Source organism: Streptantibioticus cattleyicolor NRRL 8057 = DSM 46488, assembly GCF_000240165.1.
In the GTDB taxonomy this organism is placed as follows: Bacteria; Actinomycetota; Actinomycetes; order Streptomycetales; family Streptomycetaceae; genus Streptantibioticus; species Streptantibioticus cattleyicolor.
This window is the reverse complement of record NC_017586.1, coordinates 5,848,743-5,870,235: the sequence shown is the minus strand read 5'-3', so window position 1 is coordinate 5,870,235 and position 21,493 is coordinate 5,848,743. Positions and strand designations below refer to the sequence as shown.

23 protein-coding genes are annotated in these 21,493 nt (G+C 74.4%); 11 read left to right on the top strand and 12 right to left on the bottom strand.

Annotated features, from left to right (window positions below):
• The first annotated feature begins 139 nt into the window (after positions 1-139).
• Positions 140-1,315 carry a macrolide family glycosyltransferase gene (locus tag SCATT_RS25870; protein WP_014146162.1) on the top strand — a complete coding sequence of 392 codons (1,176 nt, stop codon included), beginning with the start codon at positions 140-142 and terminating at the stop codon, positions 1,313-1,315.
• A gap of 36 nt (positions 1,316-1,351) precedes the next feature.
• Here SCATT_RS25870 and ligD (SCATT_RS25865) read toward each other — a convergent pair whose 3' ends face one another.
• Positions 1,352-2,248 carry a non-homologous end-joining DNA ligase gene (gene ligD / locus SCATT_RS25865; RefSeq protein ID WP_014146161.1) on the bottom strand — a complete coding sequence of 299 codons (897 nt, stop codon included), beginning with the start codon at positions 2,246-2,248 and terminating at the stop codon, positions 1,352-1,354.
• 40 nt (positions 2,249-2,288) lie between these two features.
• On the opposite strand from ligD (SCATT_RS25865), the gene ku reads away from it, so the two are divergent.
• On the top strand, positions 2,289-3,308 hold the full coding sequence (ku, locus tag SCATT_RS25860) for a non-homologous end joining protein Ku (protein ID WP_014146160.1): 1,020 nt from the start codon (positions 2,289-2,291) through the stop codon (positions 3,306-3,308).
• A gap of 10 nt (positions 3,309-3,318) precedes the next feature.
• On the opposite strand, the gene ligD (SCATT_RS25855) is transcribed toward ku, so the two are convergent.
• Positions 3,319-4,302, bottom strand: coding sequence for a non-homologous end-joining DNA ligase (ligD, locus tag SCATT_RS25855; protein WP_014628695.1), 984 nt, complete (start codon positions 4,300-4,302; stop codon positions 3,319-3,321).
• A 92-nt stretch (positions 4,303-4,394) separates the two neighbouring features.
• Between ligD (SCATT_RS25855) and SCATT_RS25850 the strand changes: the two genes are divergently transcribed.
• Positions 4,395-5,060, top strand: coding sequence for a hypothetical protein (locus SCATT_RS25850; RefSeq protein ID WP_014146158.1), 666 nt, complete (start codon positions 4,395-4,397; stop codon positions 5,058-5,060).
• Here SCATT_RS25850 and nrfD read toward each other — a convergent pair.
• Genes nrfD through fdh form a run of 3 tightly spaced genes read right to left on the bottom strand, consistent with a single transcriptional unit; the run spans position 5,024 to position 10,160 of the window.
• Positions 5,024-6,049 carry an NrfD/PsrC family molybdoenzyme membrane anchor subunit gene (gene nrfD / locus SCATT_RS25845; RefSeq protein WP_014628693.1) on the bottom strand — a complete coding sequence of 342 codons (1,026 nt, stop codon included), beginning with the start codon at positions 6,047-6,049 and terminating at the stop codon, positions 5,024-5,026. The two genes, SCATT_RS25850 and nrfD, sit on opposite strands and share 37 nt — an antisense overlap.
• On the bottom strand, positions 6,046-6,894 hold the full coding sequence (locus tag SCATT_RS25840) for a 4Fe-4S dicluster domain-containing protein (protein ID WP_014146156.1): 849 nt from the start codon (positions 6,892-6,894) through the stop codon (positions 6,046-6,048). Before SCATT_RS25840 ends, nrfD begins: the two co-directional genes overlap by 4 nt.
• Positions 6,891-10,160, bottom strand: a complete 3,270-nt coding sequence (gene fdh / locus SCATT_RS25835; protein WP_014146155.1) for a formate dehydrogenase — start codon at positions 10,158-10,160, stop codon at positions 6,891-6,893. The genes SCATT_RS25840 and fdh overlap by 4 nt, the downstream gene beginning before the upstream one ends.
• A 309-nt stretch (positions 10,161-10,469) precedes the next feature.
• Here fdh and SCATT_RS25830 point away from each other — a divergent pair, with 309 nt between their 5' ends.
• Complete coding sequence (locus SCATT_RS25830; RefSeq protein WP_014146154.1) at positions 10,470-10,679, top strand: hypothetical protein; 210 nt, start codon at positions 10,470-10,472, stop codon at positions 10,677-10,679.
• Positions 10,680-10,714: 35 nt separating this feature from the next.
• Here the strand turns inward: SCATT_RS25830 and SCATT_RS25825 are convergent, their stop codons facing one another.
• Positions 10,715-11,566 (bottom strand): alpha/beta hydrolase, encoded by an 852-nt coding sequence (locus SCATT_RS25825; RefSeq protein ID WP_014146153.1) that lies wholly within the window; start codon positions 11,564-11,566, stop codon positions 10,715-10,717.
• Positions 11,567-11,654: 88 nt separating this feature from the next.
• Positions 11,655-12,419, bottom strand: a complete 765-nt coding sequence (locus SCATT_RS25820) for a crotonase/enoyl-CoA hydratase family protein (RefSeq protein WP_014628692.1) — start codon at positions 12,417-12,419, stop codon at positions 11,655-11,657.
• 141 nt (positions 12,420-12,560) lie between these two features.
• On the opposite strand from SCATT_RS25820, the gene SCATT_RS25815 reads away from it, so the two are divergent.
• A complete protein-coding gene (locus SCATT_RS25815) occupies positions 12,561-12,839 on the top strand; it encodes a hypothetical protein (protein WP_014146151.1) in 279 nt (92 codons plus the stop codon).
• Between the two features lie 28 nt (positions 12,840-12,867).
• Here SCATT_RS25815 and SCATT_RS25810 read toward each other — a convergent pair whose 3' ends face one another.
• Positions 12,868-13,254 carry a helix-turn-helix transcriptional regulator gene (locus SCATT_RS25810; protein ID WP_014146150.1) on the bottom strand — a complete coding sequence of 129 codons (387 nt, stop codon included), beginning with the start codon at positions 13,252-13,254 and terminating at the stop codon, positions 12,868-12,870.
• 314 nt (positions 13,255-13,568) lie between these two features.
• On the opposite strand from SCATT_RS25810, the gene SCATT_RS25805 reads away from it, so the two are divergent.
• Positions 13,569-13,958, top strand: a complete 390-nt coding sequence (locus tag SCATT_RS25805) for an STAS domain-containing protein (protein WP_014146149.1) — start codon at positions 13,569-13,571, stop codon at positions 13,956-13,958.
• Positions 13,959-13,983: 25 nt separating this feature from the next.
• Entirely contained in the window at positions 13,984-14,715 is a 732-nt protein-coding gene (locus SCATT_RS25800) for a VIT1/CCC1 transporter family protein (RefSeq protein WP_014146148.1), read from the top strand.
• A 58-nt stretch (positions 14,716-14,773) separates the two neighbouring features.
• Here SCATT_RS25800 and SCATT_RS25795 read toward each other — a convergent pair whose 3' ends face one another.
• The gene (locus tag SCATT_RS25795; protein WP_014628690.1) at positions 14,774-15,748 is read right to left on the bottom strand and encodes an EamA family transporter; all 975 of its coding nucleotides are present in this window, start codon (positions 15,746-15,748) and stop codon (positions 14,774-14,776) included.
• Between the two features lie 72 nt (positions 15,749-15,820).
• Here SCATT_RS25795 and SCATT_RS25790 point away from each other — a divergent pair, with 72 nt between their 5' ends.
• Entirely contained in the window at positions 15,821-16,759 is a 939-nt protein-coding gene (locus tag SCATT_RS25790) for a LysR family transcriptional regulator (RefSeq protein ID WP_014146146.1), read from the top strand.
• Between the two features lie 94 nt (positions 16,760-16,853).
• Positions 16,854-17,516, top strand: a complete 663-nt coding sequence (locus tag SCATT_RS25785; protein ID WP_014146145.1) for a hypothetical protein — start codon at positions 16,854-16,856, stop codon at positions 17,514-17,516.
• A gap of 17 nt (positions 17,517-17,533) precedes the next feature.
• On the opposite strand, the gene SCATT_RS25780 is transcribed toward SCATT_RS25785, so the two are convergent.
• A complete protein-coding gene (locus SCATT_RS25780) occupies positions 17,534-17,851 on the bottom strand; it encodes a hypothetical protein (protein ID WP_014146144.1) in 318 nt (105 codons plus the stop codon).
• A 210-nt stretch (positions 17,852-18,061) separates the two neighbouring features.
• Between SCATT_RS25780 and SCATT_RS25775 the strand changes: the two genes are divergently transcribed.
• Positions 18,062-18,880 carry an ABC transporter ATP-binding protein gene (locus SCATT_RS25775; RefSeq protein ID WP_014146143.1) on the top strand — a complete coding sequence of 273 codons (819 nt, stop codon included), beginning with the start codon at positions 18,062-18,064 and terminating at the stop codon, positions 18,878-18,880.
• A 192-nt stretch (positions 18,881-19,072) separates the two neighbouring features.
• Positions 19,073-19,858, top strand: coding sequence for a VOC family protein (locus SCATT_RS25770; protein WP_014146141.1), 786 nt, complete (start codon positions 19,073-19,075; stop codon positions 19,856-19,858).
• 3 nt (positions 19,859-19,861) lie between these two features.
• Here the strand turns inward: SCATT_RS25770 and SCATT_RS25765 are convergent, their stop codons facing one another.
• The gene (locus tag SCATT_RS25765) at positions 19,862-20,617 is read right to left on the bottom strand and encodes a bestrophin-like domain (protein WP_014146140.1); all 756 of its coding nucleotides are present in this window, start codon (positions 20,615-20,617) and stop codon (positions 19,862-19,864) included.
• A 51-nt stretch (positions 20,618-20,668) separates the two neighbouring features.
• A complete protein-coding gene (locus tag SCATT_RS40430) occupies positions 20,669-20,794 on the bottom strand; it encodes a hypothetical protein (protein WP_014628688.1) in 126 nt (41 codons plus the stop codon).
• Between the last annotated feature and the right edge of the window lie 699 nt (positions 20,795-21,493).

Below are 21,493 nucleotides of genomic sequence, written 5' to 3'. Positions count from 1 at the left end.
TCTACGGCTGACCGGCGAGCGGCGCACCGCGCCGCCCGGTGCGCGTCCGGTGTGCCACCGCGTACGACGCGGTGCGCCACCCGGCACGCACCACTTCACCATGTCCTGATCACCGCAGCTCTGAAGGGGAAGCGCACCCATGCCCGCTCGCCGTGCCCACATCGCCATGATCGGCGTCCCGGTCGTCAGCCACGTGCTGCCCGGCATCGAAGTCGTCCGGGAGCTGGTGGCCCGCGGTCACCGGGTGACGTACGCCAACGCGCCCTCGATGGCCGACCTGGTCACCCCCACCGGCGCCGAACTCGTGGCCGTCGACTCGCGGTTGCCGGTCGCCGACGGCGGCTGGCCGTCCGACCCGGTGGCCGCCATGTCCCTCTTCCTCGACGAGAACGTCCGCATGCTGCCCCGGTTGCGTGCCGTCTACGACGAGGACCCGGCCGATGTCTACCTGTACGACATCGCCGCCTACGCCGCCCGGGCGCTCGCCGAGGCGCAGGGGCGTGCGCTGATGCAGCTCTCACCGACCTACGTGGCCTGGCGCGGCTGGGCGGAGGAAGTCGCCGCGCGGGTACGGCAGTTGCCCGGCGCCGACGCCTACCTCGCCAGGTTCGCCGACTGGCTGTCCGGCAACGGCGCCGTCACCCGTGACGTGGACGCCTTCACCGCACGCCCGGCACACACCCTGGCGCTGATCCCCGAGGCCATGCAGCCCAACGCCGACCGGGTCGACACCTCGACGGTGGCCTTCACCGGCTCCTGCTTCGGCGACCGGTCCGGCCAGGGCGTCTGGCAGCGGCCGGACACGGCGGAGCACGTGCTGCTGATCTCGCTGGGTTCCGCCTTCACCCGGCAGCCCGCCTTCTACCGCCGTTGCCTGGCGGCCTTCGGCGATCTGCCCGGCTGGCACGTCGTCCTCCAGATCGGCCGCCGCACCGACCCCGCGGAGCTGGGCGCCATACCCGGCAACGTCGAGGTCCACTCGTGGGTGCCGCAGTTGTCGGTGCTGGAGCAGGCCGACGCCTTCGTCACCCACGCCGGGATGGGCGGCAGCAGCGAGGGGCTGTACACCGGCGTGCCGATGATCGCGGTACCGCAGGCGGTCGACCAGTTCGGCAACGCCGACCGCCTGGTGGAGCTGGGCGTGGCCCGCCGCCTGGACACCGAGCAGGCCACCGCGCGGGCGCTGCGCGAGGCACTGCTGGAGCTGACCTGCGATCCCCAAGTCGCCGAGCGCTGCGCCCGGTTGCGGGACCGGTGCCGTGCCGAGGGCGGCACCGCGCGCGCCGCCGATCTGGTCGAGGCGATGCTCGGCTGACGCCCCGGCGCCGTCCACCCACGCGGCACCGCGCGGTCACCGCGGCAACGGCGCCGCGTGGGTGCGGGCGGCCAGTTCCGCCAGCGGATCGCCGAGCCTGGCCACCCGTTCGACCACCTGCTCCGGGGAGAGCACCAGCCGTTCCGGGGCGGCGCAGCCGGCGATCTCGTCCCAGCCGACCGGTGCGGCCACCCTCGGGCGTTCGTGCAGGCGCAGGGTGTAGGGGCAGGCGGTGGTCTTGTGGGTGGCGTTCTGCGACCAGTCGATGAAGACCTTGCCGGGCCGGATCGAGCGGTCCATGGAGGCGGTCACCAGCCCCGGGTGCTCCGCCTGCATCCGCTGGGCCAGCGACCGGGCGTAGCCGGAGACCGCGCGTTCCGGGGCGGGCTCCAGCGGCGCGTACAGATGGAGGCCCTTGGAACCGGAGGAGACCGGATAGGCGGTCAGCCCGTCGTCGGCGAGCATCTGCCGCAGCCGCTGCGCCACGGTGCAGCAAAGCACCAGGTCGGCGCCGGGGCCGGGGTCGAGGTCGAGGACGAGCCGGTCGTGGCCGTCCGGGCCGGTCCGGGCGGTCCACTGCGGTACGTGCACCTCGAACGCGGCGAGGTTGGCCATCGCCATCAGCGCGGCGGTGGAGTCGACCACCACGTGCGGGGCGGGCCCCTCGCTGCCGGGCACCTCGGCCAGCGTCACCCAGTCGGGCAGTCCCGGCGGGGGCCGTTTGGCGTACCAGGTCTGCCCGCCGGGGCCGTCCGGAGCGCGTACGAAGGAGGCGGGACGGCCGGTGGCGTGCGGCAGCAGCACCTCGGCCACCTGCGCGTAGTAGTGCAGCAGCTGGGCCTTGGTGTGACCCGAGACCGGGAAGAGCAGCCGGTCGAGGTTGACGAGGACCAGGCGGTGGCCGTCCACCTCCACGGCCTGCCGGTCGGGCATGGGAGGCATAGTGTGGAAAGTCCCCAGGAGGGAGGTGAGTATGCGTTCCATCTGGAAAGGCGCCATCGGTTTCGGGCTGGTGTCGATCCCGGTCAAGCTGTACGCGGCCACCGAGGAGCACGGCGTCTCCCTCCACCAGGTGCACGTCAAGGACGGCGGCCGGGTACGGCAGCGCCGGGTGTGCGAGGTGTGCGGCGAGGAGGTGCCGTACTCCGACATCGCCAAGGGGTACCAGGACGACGCGGGCCGCACCGCCGTGCTCTCCGACTCCGACCTGGCCGAGCTGCCGCTGCCCAGCAAGCGCCTGATCGACGTGCTCGCCTTCGTCGACGCCCACGAGATCGATCCGCTCGCGCTCTCCCGCGCCTACTACGTGGGGTCGGAGGCGGCGGCGGCCAAGCCGTACGTGTTGTTGCGGCAGGCGCTGGTGGAGAGCGGCAAGGCGGCGGTCACCAAGATCGCGCTGCGGCAGCGAGAGTCGCTGGCGCTGCTGCGGGTGCACGACGACACGCTGGTGCTGCACACCATGTACTGGCCGGACGAGGTGCGTCCGGCCGAGGGGCTGGCGCCGCCGGAGCGGGTCACGGTGCGCCCGCAGGAGCTGAAGATGGCCGCCAGCTTGATGGACACCCTCTCCGAGGACTTCGACCTGGCCGCGCTGCACGACGAGTACCAGGAGGCCCTCGACGAGCTGGTGGAGGCCAAGCTGGAGGGCAAGGCGGCCCCGGTGGTGGAGGAGACCACCGCCGCCCCGGACAACGTCATCGACCTGATGGCGGCGCTCCAGGCCAGCATCCGCGAGGCGGACGCCGGACGCGGCGGACGCAAGGCGGGGGCCGCCACCGAGGAGACCGCCCCGACGGCGAAACCGGCGAAGAAGACAACCGCGAAGAGCGCGCCGAAGAAGGCAGCCGCGAAGAAGACAGCGGCGAAGAAGACGGAAAAGACGGAGAAGGCGGCGAAGTCGGCGGGCGGGACGGCCAGGAAGGAGCCCGCCGGGAAGACGACGGCGAAGAAGACGACCGCGAAGAAGACGGCGAGCCGCAAGCGCGCCTCCTGACCACACCCGCTCACCCCTCCCGCACCACCCGCTCCGGCCGCTTGTCCTGCCGCAACCCCAGGTAGCGCGGGGCCCGCAGTCTGCCGTCCCGGGTCCACTCGGTGAACGCCACCTGCACCACGAGGTCGGGGCGGACCCAGTGCGCGCCGCGTTCCCGGACCGGTTCGGCGAACGGCGGCTCCGTCAGCCCGCGTTCGTCCAGCAGCCCGCGCAGCCGCCGCAGCGTCGCGGTGTCGTACCCGGTGCCCACCTTGCCCGCGTACCGCAGCCGTCCGCCCTGGTGATAGCCGAGCAGCAGGGCGCCGAAGCCGGCGCGGCTGCCGGCCGGCTCGGTGTAGCCGCCGACGACGAACTCCTGGGCGGTGAGGCATTTGAGCTTGAGCCAGTCGGAGGAGCGGCGCTGCTGGTAGCGGCCGTCGGCGCGTTTGGCGATCAGCCCCTCCCACCCCTGGGCGCAGGCGGCGTCCAGGAGCTGCCCGGCGTCACCGGTGGCGGTGTGGTGTTCGGTGTAGCGCAGCGGGCCGGTGTAGCGGACCGCCTCGCGCAGCAGTTCCTTGCGGGAGCGCAGCGGCAGCCCGGTGGTGTCGTGTCCGGCCAGGTGCAGCAGGTCGAACAGGAAGTAGGTGACGGCCACCCCGCTGGCGAGCGCGGCGGACGGGCGGGTGAGCTGCATGCGGCGCTGGAGCCGTTCGAAGCTGGTGCGTCCGTCGTCCAGCGCCACGATCTCGCCGTCCACCACGAAGGCCCGCTGCGGCTGGTCGGCCAGCGCCCGCACGATCTCCGGGTAGGTGTTCTCCAGGCGCTGCCCGGTGCGGGAGGCCAGGCGTACGGTGTCGCCGTCCCGGAAGCCGATCGCCCGGACGCCGTCGAGTTTGCGCTCCAGCACCCAGGTGTCGTCGAAGTGGCGGCGGTCGGAGAGCACGGCGAGCATCGGGGTGACCCGGTCCGGCACCGGGTCGTCCGGTCGTGGCCTGCGGTGGTGTGCGGCGTCCACCCCTCAAGAGGACCACGTCGGCGGCGCGGGTGCTTGCCGGAGGCGTCCTCGGGTACCCGCCCGGATCCCCGACCGATCCGTGGGAGGACGATGTGCGTACGTTCCGTGGGGTGACCGCGCGGCGCTGGCGGCACTGGCGTTCCGGGGTGGAGCTGCGGGTGCCGCGCCACGCGGACGACGTGGAGAACGCCAGCCGGCGGATGCTGATGTACGTGGTGCTGCCGCTGTGGTTCGTCCCCGCGGTGGCCGACTGGGTGATGCACCGGCGCACCCGCATCGAGGAGACCTCGGGGGTGCGCGAGTCCGCGGTGCACGCGCTGATGATGGCGGAGGCCGGGGTGCCGGTGACCGCGGCGCTGGTGGCGGAGGTCAACCCGCTGGTGCTGTCGTTGATGGGGGCGGCGGCGCTGGCGCACGGCGCGACGGCGGTGTGGGACGTCTCCATCGCGACCGGGGAGCGTGAGGTGCGCCCGGTGGAGCAGCACATCCACAGCTTCCTGGAGGTGCTGCCGCTGTCGGCCGCCGCGTTCACCGCCGCGCTCCACTGGGACAAGGTGCGGGCGGCGCTGCGCGGTCGGGGGCGGGGCGACGACTGGCGGCTGCTGCCCAGGCGCCGTCCGCTGCCCGCCGGTTACCTGGCGGCGTTCGGCGCCTCGGTGGGGCTCTTCGTGGTGCTGCCGTACGCCGAGGAGATGGTGCGCTGCCTGCGGGCCCGGCGGCGTCAGGAGGAGGGGGACGACGACGGCGCAGCGCGCTGAGCGAGGCGTTCGCGCTGTGGTGCCACGGTGTACCGGGGGTCCTCGGCGGAGCCGAGACCGGCGTGGAAGACCCCGAAGCGGGTGCAGGCGGAGCCGGCCAGCAGCGCGGCGCCGGCCATCACGGCGGCGGCCCGGTGGCGGCCGGCGAGCGCGGTGAGGACACCCCCGGCGACCGTCAGCGCATCGGCGGCGCGCAGCAGTCGTCCGGCGGTGCCGGTGCGGCAGGTCTCGGCGACCGGGCCGAGCCGGTGTTCCATCAGCTTGGTCGCGGCGGTCTCGGCCGCCGCCCCGAGGACGGCGGCGCGCCGGGCCGGGGCGTTCTCCCGGGCCGGGGAGAGCACCAGGGCCATGCCCGCCGCGGCGGCGGTCGCCGAGGCGGCGAACAGGTACGGCAGTTCGCGGTGGGCGCCGTGCCAGGCCGGCACCGCGGTGTCGGCGGCGAGCACCGCGGTGTAGGTGGTGACCGCGGGGCCCAGCAGCACCGTCACCGTGGTGGCCGCGGCGCCGGCCCGGGGCAGCCGTCCGGTGACCGCGCACCACGCGGCGGCGCCGGTCGCCGGGCCGTACCCGGCCAGCAGCCACGAGCCCATGGACATCGGCGAGGTCGGTTTGACCACCCGCAGCATGTTGGCGAAGCGGGCGGGGCGGCCGAGGTCGTGCACGAGGGCCGCGGTGGACAGGGAGATCGCGGCGAGCGAGGAGAGCGTCATCCGCCGGGCGGTGCGCGGCCGTCCGGTCAGCCGGGCGCCGGCGGCGAGCACCGATCCGGCGCCGGCCAGCCCGCCGAGGAAGAAGTAGCCGGCGATGTCCCGCGCCTCCCAGGACGGCGCCTTGATCACCGGCCTGCCGTAGTAGGAGGTGAACTCGGCCTCGGGGACCATGCCGCGTTCACCGCGGCGGCGCCGGCCGCCGCGCAGGGCCGCCGGTACCGCCTGCCGGCCGGGGTGTTCACCGCGTACCCCGTGCCGGGTCACGTCCGAGGTGCTCATCGGGTCGCCTTCCGGGTGGTGGTGAAGGACAGCAGGAAGCCGCCGGCCAGGCAGAGCGCGGCGAGGCCGGCGTGTTTCCACATGGCCGGCAGGTCGCCGGTGGTGACCTGGGGGTCGGGGGGCAGCCCGTAGACCTCGGGGTCGTCCAGCAGCAGGAAGAAGGCACCGGCGCCGCCGACGCCGTCACCGGGGTCGTCCCCGTACAGGCGGGCGTCGGTGACCCCGGCCTCGTGCAGCCGGGCGACCCGTTCCGCGGCCCGTTCGCGCAGTTCGTCCAGTGGGCCGAACTGGATGGAGTCGGTGGGGCACGCCTTGGCGCAGGCGGGTTCCTGGCCGGCGCCGAGCCGGTCGTAGCACATGGTGCACTTGAACGCCCGTCCGTCGTCGGGGCGTTGCTCGATGACGCCGTACGGGCAGGCGGGCACGCAGTAGCCGCAGCCGTTGCAGACGTCCTCCTGCACCACCACCGTGCCGTACTCGGTGCGGAAGAGGGAACCGGTGGGGCAGACGTCGAGGCAGGCCGCGTGGGTGCAGTGTTTGCACACGTCCGAAGACATCAGCCAGCGCAGGTCGCCGTCGCCGCCGCCCTGTTCGACGAAGGCGACGTGCCGCCAGCTGGAGGCGCCGAGGCCGCCGGTGTTGTCGTAGCTCATGCCGGTGAGCGCCATGCCGTCCTCGGGGAGGGCGTTCCACTCCTTGCAGGCCACCTCGCACGCCTTGCAGCCGATGCACACCGAGGTGTCGGTGAAGAAGCCGACGCGTTCGGGGTGTTGGTGCCATCCGGCGTCGCCGGCCGGGTCGTCCTCCCGGCCGGCGAGCAGGTCGCGCAGGTCGGGGGCGGTCATGGGCGGACCTCCGTTCCGGTGTGCGGGGTGATGCCGGCCCGGGCGCGGTATGCGGCGACCAGCCGGGGCAGGGCGGCGCCGCGCGGGCGGCGGCCGGGCCGGATGTCGGCGGAGAGCGCCTTGACCTCCTGGATGTGGGCGTTGGGGTCGAGGGCGATGGCGGTGAGTTCGTTGGCGGCGTCCCCGGGCGAGCAGCCGTTGGGTCCCCAGTGGAACGGCAGTCCGATCTGGTGGACGGTGCGGCCCTGCACGGTCAGCGGTTTGATGCGTTCGGTGACCATCACCCGGGCCTCGATCGCGTTGCGGGCGGTGATGACGGTGGCCCAGCCGTGGTGTTCCAGGCCGCGTTCGGCGGCGAGTTGCGGGGAGACCTCGCAGAAGAACTCCGGCTGGAGTTCCGACAGGTAGGGCGACCAGCGGCTCATCCCGCCGGCCGTGAAGTGCTCGGTGAGCCGGTGGGTGGTGACCACGTACGGGTAGACCTCGGCGCCGGGTTCGGCTCCGCTGGGGTGGTAGTCGTTGCCGGGCCGCGGATACACCTGCCGGACCGGGGAGCGCTGCTGCCCGGGGTGGAGCGGGTTGCCGAACGGCGAGTCCTGCGGCTCGTAGTGGCTGGGCAGCGGGCCGTCGACCAGCCCGGCCGGGGCGTACAGCCACCCCTTGCCGTCGGCCTGCATGATGAACGGGTCGTCGCCGCGCAGCGCGTCGGGCCCCTCGGCGTCCTCGCCGGGTACGTGGCCGGGCGGCCGGTCGGGGATGAAGTCGGGGATGTCGTGGCCGGTCCAGCGTCCGGCGTCGGGGTCCCACCACACGTACGCCTTGCGTTCGCTCCAGGGGGTGCCGTCGGGGGCGGCGGAGGCGCGGTTGTACAGGATGCGGCGGTTGGCGGGCCAGGCCCAGGCCCATTCGGCGGCCACCCAGTCCTGCTGGGTGTGGGGTTTGCGGCGGGCTGCCTGGTTGACGCCGTCGGCGCCCACGCCGCAGTAGATCCAGCAGCCGCAGGAGGTGGTGCCGTCGTCCTTGAGCTGGGTGTAGGCGCTCAGCGGGGCGCCGTCGGGTCCGGTGCCGTTGATCTCGGCGAGCACGGCCTCGGCGGAGGGTTCGCGCAGCGGTCCGTGGACCGGGTAGTCCCAGGTCAGGTCGAGCAGCGGGCGGTCCATGGGGTCGGTGGAGCCGGCCAGCCTCGCCTTGATCCGGCGGCCGAGGTGGTACACGAACCACAGGTCGCTGCGGGCGTCGCCGTCCGGTTCCACAGCGGCGTGGTGCCACTGCACCCAGCGGTTGGTGTTGGTGAACGATCCGGACTTCTCGGTGTGGGAAGCGGCGGGGAAGAAGAAGACCTCGGTGGCGATCTCGTCGGTGGCCAGTTCCCCGGTGGCGATCTCCGGGCCGTCCTTCCACCAGGTGGCCGACTCGATCAGGGAGAAGTCACGGACCACCAGCCAGTCGAGGTTGGCCATCCCCAGGCGTTGCAGCCGGGTGTTGGCCGAGCCCACCGCGGGGTTCTCGCCCATCAGGAAGTATCCCTTGCAGACCCCTTCGAGCTGGGCGATCACGGTGTCGTAGGTGCTGTGCGAGCCGGTGAGCCGGGGCAGGTGGTCGAAGCAGTAGTCGTTGTCCGCGGTGGCCGCGTCGCCGAAGTACGCCTTGAGGAGGCTGACGAAGTAGGCCCGCATCTCGCCCCAGAAGCCCTTCTCGGTGCGGCTGGCCGCGATGAAGCTGTCGAGGTCCTGGTGGGCGTGGGCGTGCGGCATCGGCAGGTAGCCGGGGAGCAGGTTGAACAGGGTGGGGATGTCGCTGGAGCCCTGGATGCTGGCATGGCCGCGCAGCGCCTGGATGCCGCCGCCGGGGCGGCCGATGTTGCCGAGCAGCAGTTGGAGGATGGCGGCCGCGCGGATGTACTGGGCGCCGGTGGAGTGCTGGGTCCAGCCGACCGCGTAGACGAAGGCGCTGGTGCGGTCGGGGCCGGAGTTGGCGGTGAGCGCGTCGCACACCGTGCGGAACGTCTCCGGCGGCACTCCGCAGATGTCCTGGACCATCTCGGGGGTGTAGCGGGCGTAGTGGCGTTTGAGGATCTGGTAGACGCAGCGCGGGTGGCGCAGGGTCTCGTCGCGTTGGGCACGGGCGTCGGCGCGGGCGCCGCCGGAGCCGTGGGCTTCCGCGCCGCCGGCCGACTTGATGCCGCTGAGCCGCTCGCCTTCGGCCAACTCGTCGTAGAGCTGGTCGCGTTCGCCGGAGGCGGCCTGCACCTCGGCGCCCTGGTACTGCCAGGTGGTGGCGTCGTAGTGGCGGTGCTCGGCGTCGAGGCCGGAGAAGACACCGTCGAGGTCCTCGGTGTCCTGGAAGTCCTCGGCGACGATGGTGGCGGCGTTGGTGTAGGCGCGGACGTAACTGCGGAAGTCCTTGCCCTCGGTGAGCACGTGGTTGATGATCCCGCCGAGGAAGGCGACGTCGGTGCCGGCCCGGATGGGGACGTGCAGGTCGGCCAGGGCGCTGGTGCGGGTGTAGCGCGGGTCGACGTGGATGACGGTGGCGCCGCGGGCCTTGGCCTCCATCACCCACTGGAAGCCGACCGGGTGGGCCTCGGCGTAGTTGGAGCCCTGGATGACGATGCAGTCGGAGTTCTGCAGGTCCTGCATGAAGGTGGTGGCGCCGCCGCGGCCGAAGCTGGTGCCGAGGCCGGCCACCGTGGAGCTGTGGCAGACCCGGGCCTGGTTCTCCACCTGGACCACGCCGAGGCCGGTGAACAACTTCTTGATGAGGTAGTTCTCCTCGTTGTCCAAGGTGGCGCCGCCCAGGCTGGCGATGCCGAGGGTACGGGCCACCCGCATCCCGTCCTGTTCCCACTGCCAGGTGGCCCGCCGGGTGGCGAGGACGCGGTCGGCGACCATGTCGAGGGCGGTGTCGAGGTCGAGCGGTTCCCAGTCGCGGCCGTACGGGCGGCGGTACAGCACCTGGTGTTCGCGGGCCGGGCCGGTGGTGAGCTGGAGGGTGGCCGAGCCCTTGGGGCACAGCCGGCCGCGGCTGACCGGGGAGTCGGGGTCGCCCTCGATCTGCACCACCCGCTCGTCCTTGACGTACACGTTCTGTCCGCAGCCCACCGCGCAGTACGGGCAGACGGACTTGACCACCCGGTCGACGGTGGCGGTGCGCGCGGTGAGCCGTGCGGTGGTGGCCGAGCGGGCCGCGCTGCCCCTGCCCAGGCGGTCACCGCCGGTGAGTTGGCGGTAGGCGGGCCAGCGCTGGACGAGGTCGCGCAACGCCATCTGTCCTCCGTGAGCCGTCGTGGACGCCGTCGCACCGGCCCCCGCACGCCGTGGGCGGACGTGCGGGGGCCGGTGCCGACCGCAAGGCGGAGTGCCCCGTTCTCCCCTGCTTACCCCCTCCCGCGCGGTTCCGCCCGGCCGGCTGGGCCGAACCGGGGACGGGGCCGCTTCGACGAGCCGGGTGATTCATCCGGGTTTACGGTGACGTTGGCCGGTCACTCGAACAGCAGGCCCCGTCGAAGGGGCCGCCGGTCCGTTCCCGGACTCCTCGGGGCCCGTCAACGGCCCCCTCGGCGAAGGGACAGCGCCATGCCCGCGCTGACTGTGCTGATACCCCTGCTGCTGCCTGCCGCCCTGTTGGGCATGGTGCTGGCGCTGGGCAGGTTCGAGGAGGCGGTGCTGGCACCGCCCACCAGGGACGACGACACGGCGGAGCCGACGGCGGAGGCGGACGGGGAGTCCGCCTCCGCCGTCGGCGGACCGGAGTTGGAAGGCTCCGCCGTCACCTCGACGGAGTAACGCGACCGGTACGCACCGGCGCCGCGCGGAGGGGATCAGCCGCGCGGCGCCAGCCGGTCCAGGAGCGCGGCGGCCTCGGCGGGCCGGATCAGGAATCCGGCGTGGCCGCTGTCCAGGGAGTGGACGTCGAACGGGTTCTCCGGGACGCGCGCGTCGGCCTCCTCGATCAGCCGGTCCTGGAGGACGAGCGGTATCGACCGGTCCCGGGTCAGCCGGATGTAGCTGTGCGGCAGGCGGGCGAGTACGGCCGGGTCGACGCGGGAGGTGTCGGCGCTGAGGGCGAGCGACTCGTCGGGCTCCAGGGTGTTGAGGTAGCCGAGGAACTCCGCGTCGGTGGCCTCCGGGCAGAGCGCTTCCTTGAGGGTGGCCAGCAACACCGGGTCGGCGGTACGCCAGTTGAGGCGGATGACCCCGAGCGCGGCGGGGTCGCCGGCCAGCAGCGCCGCCGTCTCGTTGAGCTTGCTCGTCGCGTACTCGGACGAGCTGTGGTATTCGGCCACGGAGGCGGCCACCGGGCACCAGGCGGAGATGTAGACCAGCCGGGAGACCAGCTCCGGCACGGCGGCGGCCACCTGGCCGATGGTCAGCCCGCCGCCGCTGTGGCCGACGAGCACCACCGGGCCGTGCTCGGCCACCCGGCGCACCGCCGCCACGACGTGCGCGGCGTTGTCGGCGACGGTGACGCCGGCCACCCGGGCCGGTGCGGTGGCCAACGCGGCCGGGTCCTGCGGTGCCTGGTAGGCGGCCCAGAAGGCGGCATCGAAGCCGTGCCCCGGCAGGTCGACGGCGAGGGTGCGGTGTCCGCGCAGGGCCAGTTCGCGCTGGAGCGGGGACCAGGCGAAGGAGTTGCTGAAGGTGCCGTGCACGAAGACGAAGGTGGGTTGCATGGGGCAGAGCCTGCCAGCGGCCGGCGACCGCCCGCCACGCGATTCCGCTCACAACTGACACAACGTCAGCTCCGAGGGAGCCGGGTGGTCAGATCGCCTCGAAGTCACCGTGTCGTCCGGCGCCCTCGGCGAACCGCCGGGCGCCTTCCACCGCCTGCCCCAGCACCCGCTGCCCGCCCCGCAGTTCGGCCGCCATCGCCTCCTCCTCCGGCAGGCCCTGCTGGCCCAGGAGGGAATCGCGGTCGGCGCGCAGGCAGTCCTGGGGGAAGCGGGCCAGACCGGCCGCGAGCTGTTCCGCGGCGGCACGTGAAGTCCCGGGTGGCACAACGCGGTTGACCAGCCCGATGGAGAGCGCCTCGGCCGCGTCCACCGGGCGTCCGGTCAGCACCAGGTCCATCGCCCGGCCCAGTCCGATCAGCCGGGGCAGCCGCACCGTACCGCCGTCGATCAGCGGCACCCCCCACCGGCGGCAGAACACCCCGAGGACGGCGTCCTCCTCGGCCACCCGCAGATCACACCAGAGCGCCAGCTCCAGACCGCCGGCCACCGCGTACCCGGCGATGGCGGCGATCACCGGCTTGGCCGTCCGCAGCCGGGTCGGGCCCATCGGCCCGTCGCCGTCCGGGGCGACCCGGTTGCCGTGCGCGGTGCCCACCGCCGTCAGGTCGGCGCCGGAGCAGAACGTGCCGCCCGCGCCCCACAGCACGGCCGCCCTCGCCTCGTCGTCGGCGTCGAACGCGCGGAAGGCGTCGGCGAGTTGGGCCGCGGTGGCCCCGTCCACGGCGTTGCGGCGTTCCGGCCGGTCCAGCACGACCGTGGTGACCGGACCTCGCCGTTCCACACGTACACCCATCGGCCCGGGACACCCTTCCGCCGCGGCCCCGCCGCCGGTCCGGCCGGGCGTTCCGGCGATGGCTACCCCGTCCGGCGCCACCCGCCGCACCGGACCGGATGCCGTGACACGGTCATCACAAAACCCGCATACGATCACCACATGTCCGAGTCCGTGGAGATCCCTGCCGACCTGATCGCGTTGGAGCGCGCACGGCACGAGGCGCTGGCGGCGCTCGGCGGGCCCGACGTGGGGCCGCCGCGGGAGTGGTCGGCGCGGCAGCGCGCCGAGTGGGAGCAGCGCTGGGAGGCGTACCGGCGGGCGGCGCACGCGGTCAACAGCCATCCGGTGATCCGGCACGCGGTGGCCACCCGCACCTACCGCGAGACCCGGCGCGCCCTGACCCGGGCGGTCCACCCCCTCGGCGACGGCGAGGAATGACGCGCGGACGCCGGACGGGACGGCGGGCTCAGGAACCGTCGCGGGGCGCCGGGGACGGGGCGGCGGGCCCGTCCGGGGCGGCCCCCTGGGCGCCTGCCGGGCGCGTGCCGCCGTCGAAGCGGTCGATGAACAGGGCGAGCAGTCCGCTGATGCGCCGATCGGCCTCGTTGGGGTGCCGGAACCGGCTGTCGGTGTTGACCGTGTACCGGTTGCGACGGCCCACCCGGGTACGCGTCAGATAACCCGCCGCCTCCAGGTCGGAGACGATGCCCTGGGCGGCGCGTTCGGTGATCCGGGCGGTGGCGGCCACGTCCCGCAGCCGCACCTCGGGGTCCTTGGCGATCTCCAGCAGCACGCGCGCGTGGCTGGTCAGAAAGGTCCACCGGCCGCTACGTCCGTCTGCGGAATCGCTCATGGACCCATCGTACGGAGCGGCCTCCGCCCCGCGTCCGCTCCGGGCACCGCGAATGTGCCGGATGTCACCGCAAGTCCGGGGTTTCCCAAGGGGGTTGGCGTCGCACTCATGGGCCATGGATTACCCGTTGCTTTATTAACGAAACATTCTTCGTATGTCCGTTGACAGCGACCGCCCGCGGGGGGACGATCGACGGGTACCCGCCTTCGGAATGCAGGGAGGTACACGCGGCGGTCGTCCGATGACCGCCACGCCGGCAGGCGTCAGGTGCCCGCCCGCGGGGATACCGCGGTTCACTTCCGGAGGCGTAGGAGATGCCCAGCCCCCCGATCATCGTCCGCTCCACCGTCGCCGACCGCGCCGCCGTGATCTCGGTCGCCGGTGAACTCGACATGGAGACCGCGCCGGAGCTGCGACTCGCCGTCTCCGCCTGCCTCCAGCAGGGCCCGCGGAGCCTGTCCATCGACCTCAGCCGCGTCTCGTTCTGCGACTGCTCCGGGCTCAACGCGCTGCTGCGTGCCCGGCGGCTGACCGCCGAGGCCGGGGTGCGGCTGCGGCTGCTCTGCCCGCGTCCTCAGTTGCTGGCGCTGCTCGCCAACTCCGACACCGCCCACTGCTTCACCATCACCCGGCCCGGCGCGCTGCCCTCGCTCGGCCATCTGGTGCGTCCCGCCCATCCGCCACTGCAACGCCGCGCCGGCTGACCCGTGCCCGTGGGATTCTTTCGCGGTGGACCACGACACCGGTAACGCCCCCTCCCCGGGACACGACGAGCCGCACGGCGGTGCCCTGGGCGCACGGCTGAACTGGCTGCGGGCCGCCGTCCTCGGCGCCAACGACGGGGTGGTCTCCACCGCCGGCCTCGTCGTCGGCGTGGCCGGGGCCACCACATCCCGGGCCGCGCTGCTGACCGCGGGGCTCGCCGGACTGCTGGCCGGTTCGCTCTCCATGGCGGTGGGCGAGTACGTCTCGGTGAGCACCCAGCGCGACTCGGAACGGGCCGCGCTCGCCACCGAACGCCGCGAACTGGCCGCCCAGCCCGGCGCCGAACTCGCCGAACTGACCCGGCTCCTCCAGGGGCGCGGGCTCACCCCGGAACTCGCCGCCGAGGTCGCCCGGCAACTCACCGCCCGCGACGCGCTCGCCGCCCACGCCCGCGTCGAGCTCGGCATCGACCCGGAGGACCTGACCAACCCCTGGCAAGCCGCCGCGGCCAGCTTCGCCGCCTTCACCACCGGCGCCCTGCTGCCCCTGCTCGCCATCGTCCTGCCGCCGCCCGCCTCCCGCCTCGCCGTCACCGTCGTCGCCGTCCTGTCCGCCCTCGTCCTGTGCGGCTGGGTGAGCGCCCGACTCGGCACCGCCCCGGTCCGCCCCGCCGTCCTCCGCAACGCCCTCGGCGGCGCCGTCGCGATGGGCGTCACCTACTCGGTCGGCACGCTGCTGGGCGCGGCAGGCGTGTGAGGGCCCGGCCGCCGCCGGCCGCGCCACGACGGGGCGTACGGCTCCGGGTACGGCAACGTCAGCCGGACGCCGCACCACGGGCTCGGCGGGACTCGCCTCGGGCGGCGCCTATGCCGGCGGTGACCACCAGGGCGGTGCCGGCGAGTTGGAGGGGGGCCGGGGTCTGGCCGACGATGAGGAGGGCGGCGGCCATGGAGATGGCGGGCTCCAGGCCGGCCAGGGTGCCGTAGGCGGTGCGGCCGACGCGTTGCAGCGCCCGCATCTCCAGGAGGAACGGCACGAGCGGCATCAGCAGGGCGATGCCGGCGCCGGCCGCCAGCACCGTCCAGCGCGGTCCGCCGGCGGCGGCCACGTCCGGCACACCGAACGGCGCCGTGCACACCGCCGCCACCGTCAACGACACCGCCAGCCCGTGCGCCGGCTCGGCGAACCGGCTGCCCACGGCCTGCGTACCGATGACGTACAACGCCCAGCACGCGCCCGCGCCGAGCCCGAAGAGGACCCCGGCGAGGTCGGCGCCGCCCGCCGCCCACGGCGAGGTGAGCAGCACCACCCCGCCCCCGGCCAGCAGCAGCCAGGCCAGCTCGGCGCGGCGGCGCAGCGAGGCCACCGCCACCCCGAGCGGCCCGAGGAACTCCAGCGCGGTCGCGGTGCCCAGCGGCAGCCGCGCGGCGGACTCGGCGAACAGCAGCATCATCCCGGAGCTGACCGCGCCCAGCCCGACGGCGGCGGCCAGGTCCCGCCGGGGCGCCGCGCGCAGCACCGGCCACAACGACCGGCCGGTGGCCGCCAGCAGGAAGAGCGCCGCCCAGCTCAGCCGCAGCCAGGTGGTCCCGGCCGGACCGGCGACGCCGAACATCTCGGTGGCCAGCGCGCTGCCGATGTGCAGCGTGACCATCGAACCGAGCAGCAGCACGGGCCCGGGCAGCCGGCGGCGTTCCCCGGCGGGGCCGGCCCGGCCGGTCGAGGAAGCCGGCACGAGGACGGGTCCGGCCTGGTCAGGGGTGCTGGAGCAGGGTGTCGTCGCGGTCACCGGGCCATTGCACCGGGCCCGGTCCGTTTCTGTCCACGGGCCATTGGTGGACGGAACGTTTACCATCGGTGGATGGTTGCGGGAGCGTCGGGGAATCTGCCCGATCTGTTGCGGTTGCGGCTCCTGCTGGAGCTGAGCCGGGTGGGCACGATGGCGGAGGTGGCGCGGCGTACCGGTTACGGCACCTCGGCGGTCTCCAAGCACCTGGCCGTGCTGGAGCAGGAGGTCGGGGTGCGGTTGTTGACCCCGGCGGGGCGGCGGGTGCAGCTGACGCCGGCGGGTGAGCGGCTGGCCGAGCACGCGGTGGGCATCCTGGCCCGCGTCGAGCAGGCCGCCGCGGAGTTGTGCGGGGAGTCGGAGCCGGTCGGGCGGGTGCGTCTGGCCTCGTTCTTCACCGCGATGGAGCCGGTGGTGCTGCCCGCGCTGGTGCGGTTGCGCGCCGAGTTCCCGAGGGTCGAGGCGGAGGTCTCCGAGCACGAGCCGGAGCAGACCGTCGAGCTGGTGCTGGCCGGCGACAGCGATCTGGGCGTCGTCTACGACTACAGCCTCGTCCCCCGCGAGCTGCCGCCCGGGCTGAGCGCCCGCCCCGTCGACGAGCAGCCGCTCTACCTCGCCGTCCCGGCCGGCCACCCGGATGCCGGGTGCCCCGCCGCCCTGGCCGACCTGCGGGCGCTGGCCGACTCCGGCTGGATCGCCAACTCCCGGGGCACCGACGACGACGAGCTGGTGCAGCGGGTCTGCGCGATGGCCGGCTTCGTCCCCCGGATAGCCCACCGGGTGGACAGCCTCCACCTGGTCAACAGCCTCACCGGGGCCGGTCTGGGGGTGGCGCTGCTGGCCGAGTCGGGGATCGAACGCCACCGTACCGACGTGGCCTTCCGCCGGCTGGACCCGCTGGCGGGGGTGCGCCGCAGCTCGGTGATCGCCCGGCGCGGCCGGTGGAGCTGGCCTCCCGTCGCGGCCGTCGCCCGGGCGCTGCTGGCGGCGGGCACCGCGGATCCGCCGGGGTGACGCGACGGGGCGGGCGCGGCGTGAGACGGTGGCGGAGGAAGCGAGCCGCACCCCGGGCGCCTTCGCCGGCCCCGGAGCACGGGAAGGTGGCGCCATGACCCGCACCCCGCAGGACGTGCTGGCGGCGGCCGTGCGAGGGCTCGCCCCGGACGAGGACGCCAACCGGCTGGTCCCCGAGTTCGCCGCCGGGCGCGCCCCGCTCGCCGCGCTGACCGCGTTCGCGCTGGAGCAGCGGCACATCATCACCGGCGACCGGCACGCCTTCCGCCACCTGGCGCGGGAGCGCACCGGCGAGCCGGCCGCCCGGGCGTTCTTCGCCGCGCTCGCCGAGGGTGAGGACCTCGCCCTGGACCACCTGGCCGCGCTGAGCGGCACCCTGGGGCTGGACCGGGCGGTGGCCGACGACTACGAGCCGCTGGCCGGCTGCCAGGCGTACCCGGCGTACACCGCCTGGCTGGCGCTGAACGCCGAGCCGGTGGACGTGGTCGTCGCGCTGAGCGCCAACTTCGCGGCCTGGGGCGGTTGTTGCGCCGCGATGGGCCGGGCGCTGCGGGCCCACTACGGCCTCCCCGACGGGGCGTGTGCCTTCTTCGACTTCTTCGCCCGCCCCGATCCCAGGCTGCGGGAGCGCTCACTGGCCGCGGTGGGCGAGGGACTGGCGGCCGGACGCCTGACCGGGGCGGCCCGGCGGTACGGGCGGCTGCTCCAGGAGTACGAGCTGATGTTCTGGAACACGCTGGCCGACCGGACGCTGTGAGCCGCGGGGCCGGGAGGTCACCGTTCCGCGGTGATGTCCGGCTCCTCGTCCTCCTCCTCGTCCGCCAGGTGCCCCGCGTCCAGCGCCGCCACGATCACCGCGTGCAGCGCCTCGGGGCCCTCCGGCGGCACGGTGAACGGGCTGCCCGCCAGCGTGAACCACTCGCCGCCGCCGAACCGGCGGCGCACCACGACCTTGGCCCGGCCGCTGGGCAGCACGCTGGTGGCGACCGTCAGCTCACCGGTCACCGTTCCGCCTTCGTACGTCATCGCCCCGCCCGGCCCCGTCGTCACGTCCGCGGTGAACCGGACGGACTCACGACCGCCGCTCGTCATGGCACCAGTGTGCAACGGCGGCGGCGCGCACCACCGGTGACAGTGCGCCGCGCGGGCGGCAGGTCACCGGGGCGGCCCACGGCGGCCACCCGTTCCCCCGCCGCCGGTCCCCCGGCCGGTCCACCCTGCGGACGCCACGGCACACCGTTGCCCGATGCAGCTATCGTGCCGGGATCGGTCGGGGAGCCGCCGGGCAGGGGAGGCACGGGCATGGACACGAGCACCGCGGAAGGCCGCGGGACGACGACGGTGGCGGCGCTGGACGGCGTCTGCGTGCGCCGTCTCACCACCGGCCAGGTGATCCTGGACGACGTCAGCTGGCGGGTGGGCGCCGGCGAGCACTGGGCGCTGCTGGGCGCCAACGGGGCGGGCAAGACCACGGTGCTGCGGCTGATCGGGGCGCTGATGCACCCCACCACCGGCACCGTGGAGGTGCTCGGCCACCGGCTCGGCCGGGTGGACGTCCGCGAGCTGCGCGCCGCGATCGGGCTGGTCTCCAGCGCCCAGAAGGTCCCGCTCGACGCCCCCGCCCGCACCGTCGTCCTCACCGGCGCCACCGGCACCGTGCAGCCGCTGTGGGGCAAGTACGACCAGGCGGTACGGGACCGGGCGGAGGCGCTCCTGGCCGAGCTGGACTGCAAGGAACTGGCGGAGCGGCCGTTCGGCGTCTGCTCCGGCGGCCAGCGGGCCCGCGTGCTGATCGCCCGGGCGCTGATGGCCGATCCGTCGCTGTTGCTGCTGGACGAGCCGTTCAACGCCCTCGACCTGCCCTCGCGCGAGGACCTGATCGACGCGATGCACCGGCTGGCGACGGTCCGCCCCCGGCTCGCGACCGTCACCGTCACCCACCACCTCGAAGAGCTCTCCCCCGCCATCGGCCACGCCCTGCTCCTGAAGGAGGGCCGCGTCCAGGCCCTCGGCCCGGTGGCACAGGTCCTCACCGGCGAGGCCCTGTCCGCCTGCTTCGGCCGGCCCATCGACGTCTCCCACCACGACGGCCGCTGGCTCGCCCGCTCCGCCCGAAGGTGACGGTTCGCCACTTCGTCCTCGCCGAGATCGCCGTCGGCACCGGCTGCGCGCCGTGGTGCGTTGCGCCGGACGGGGGAGACGGTCCGGCGGGTCGGCGGGGGCGGCGCGGCGGCACCGGGGCGGGCATAAGCTGAATGCGGTCCTCCGCATGGACCGTGCCAGTCCTTTTGCCGTGCGGGCGGGAGTTGCGACGTGTCCGGAATGCCGAAGGGGTGCGTCTCCGGTGCCCCGTGCTGGGTCAGTCTGCTGGCCCGTGACCTCGAGGAAGCCGCGAAGTTCTACGGGCCGCTGCTGGAGTGGCGGTTCGAGGAGGGGCCGGAGGGCGGGGGGCCCTATCTGCGTGCCTTCAGCGGTGACCGGGAGATCGCGGGCATCGGCGGGGTGGCGCGGCGCTGGGCGGCGCCGGTGAGCTGGACGACGTACTTCGGTACCGAGAGCGCCGACGCCGCGGCGGCGGCGGTGCGGGAGCGGGGCGGCACGGTGGCGGTGGGGCCGCTGGAGTTCGGCGCCGGGCGGATGGCGCTCGCCGCCGACCCGGCCGGGGCCGCGTTCGGGCTGTGGGAGGGGCCGCAGCACACCCACGGCCCCGACGCGCCGGTGGGCGCCCCGGTCTGGATCGAGCTGCGGACCCGGGACGCCTTCGAGTCCGCCCTCTTCTACGGCCAGGTCTTCGCCTGGGACAAGGCGGATCCCGAGCGGTACGAGGTGATCTACGAGCACGACCGGGTGGTGCTGCGGGTGGACGGCCACAGCGCGGCGGCGCTGCGCGGCGGCGGCTACGAGGGCTCGGCCGACCCCCGGGTGCGGCCGCGCTGGCACGTGTTCTTCTCGGTGGCCGACGTGGACGCCACGGTGGCCCGGGCCCGGACGCTGGGCGGGGAGGTCACCGGCGAGCCGGAGGACTCCGCCTACGGGCGGGTGGCCGGGCTGCGCGACCCCGAAGGCGGGCTCTTCTCCATCATCAGCCAGCACGAGTGACCCTCACCCGGTGGGGAAGTACCGGGTGAAGGGCTCCGCGTCCACCCCCAGTACCCCGCCGAACGGCATGTCGAGCTGGTGGATCAGGAGCACCAGGAAGACGATGAAGCCGCTGAGCCCCATCACCATCACCAGGTGCGTGGCGCGGCGCTGGACGCCGAAGATGAACATGAAGCCCACGGTGAGCCCGCCGCCGATGAAGAGCCCGGCCCACAGCACCGGTGACAGGCTGCTCTGCGCGTCCGACTCGCGTCCCCGGCGGGCGTCGTCCAGCACCGACATCTGGGCCAGCGCCTCCTGGCCGGCGTTCTGCGCGGGGCCGGTCACCCCGGTCTTCTCGTAGGTGTCGCGCATCCGGTCCAGCAGGTGCCAGCCGGTGTCGCCGAGCGGTTCGCGGTGTGTCATCCGGGTCCACTCCGCCCCGGTGACCTGGTGGGCGTAGGCGGTGGCGGTCTGCCGCACCTGCGTCTCGGCGGACGGCGGCAGCGCGTCGGCCAGCAGGTAGACCTGGTGCAGCGCGCCGGCCTCGGACTGGACGTGGTTCTCGGCGCTGGAACGGGTGTCCCACACCGAGACCAGGGCGAGCCCGAGCACCAGGGCGTAGACCACGCCGATCATCATCGAGATGTACTCGGCCACGTCCTCGCGCGGCTCCTCGTCCGGGCCGGGCGGGAAGAAACGGTGTTTGACCAGCACGCAGACGGCGGCCAGCAGCGCGCCGCCGATCACGATGCCGAGCGTGGTGAGCAGGGGGAACACGGCGACTCCTGGACAGGCGGAGGGAACGGCCCACGGCGGGGCGCGCGACGGTCAGGAACGGCGGCCCTGGACGCGTGAGCCGGCCACGGCCGCGGCGACGGCGGCCGGCAGCAGGATCAGGAAGAGCACGTCGGCGGTGGGCAGGTCGGCGGAGAGCCCGGATGCGGGGCGCGGCATGCGCAGCGCCGCCGGCCGCGGCCCGGGACGCGGGCTCGGGTGCGGCCGGGGCGGCGGCACCCAGGGGGCGGGCGGCGCGAAGACGGCCGGGGCGGCGGGCGCGGGCGGCCTGGCGGGCGGCTGCGGCGCGGGCGGCGCCGGCGCCGGGGCCGGGCGCGGGCGGCTGCGGGGTGGGCGGCCGTGGGGTCGGCGGGGCCGGGTGGCGCGGCGGGGCCGCGCAGTCGGCGTCGGCCAGGGAGACCAGCCGGTGCAACGTTCCTTCGCCGCCGTGACGCACCACCGCGACCGCGCCGGAGACGTCCACCCGCAGCAGCGGCGCGCAGACCACGACCTTCACCTCGGCCCGGCAGCCGGCGATCCCGGCCCCGGACCACAGCCCGGCCAGACAGTGGATCCCCCCCTGGCCCGTGGTGGCCGCCGGGGAATCCGGGCGGCGACGCCCCGGGAACGCCGGGGAAGCGGGGGAACGGCGGCAACCGGTGTCCGATACCGGTGGAGCCGGGCGGCAGCCACCGGTGGCGGAACACGGACGGTAAGCGGTGATCCGTGTCCTGCGCCGCGGCCCGTTCGGCGTCGTCGCGCGACCGTCCGGCCGGCCACGGCGCCGGGGGCGCGGGCCAGGCGCCCGACAGCCGTCCGGTGGCCGCCCAGTGGGCCGCCGCGCGCGGCACCGGGGGCGGCCCACCGCGCGGTGGCGCC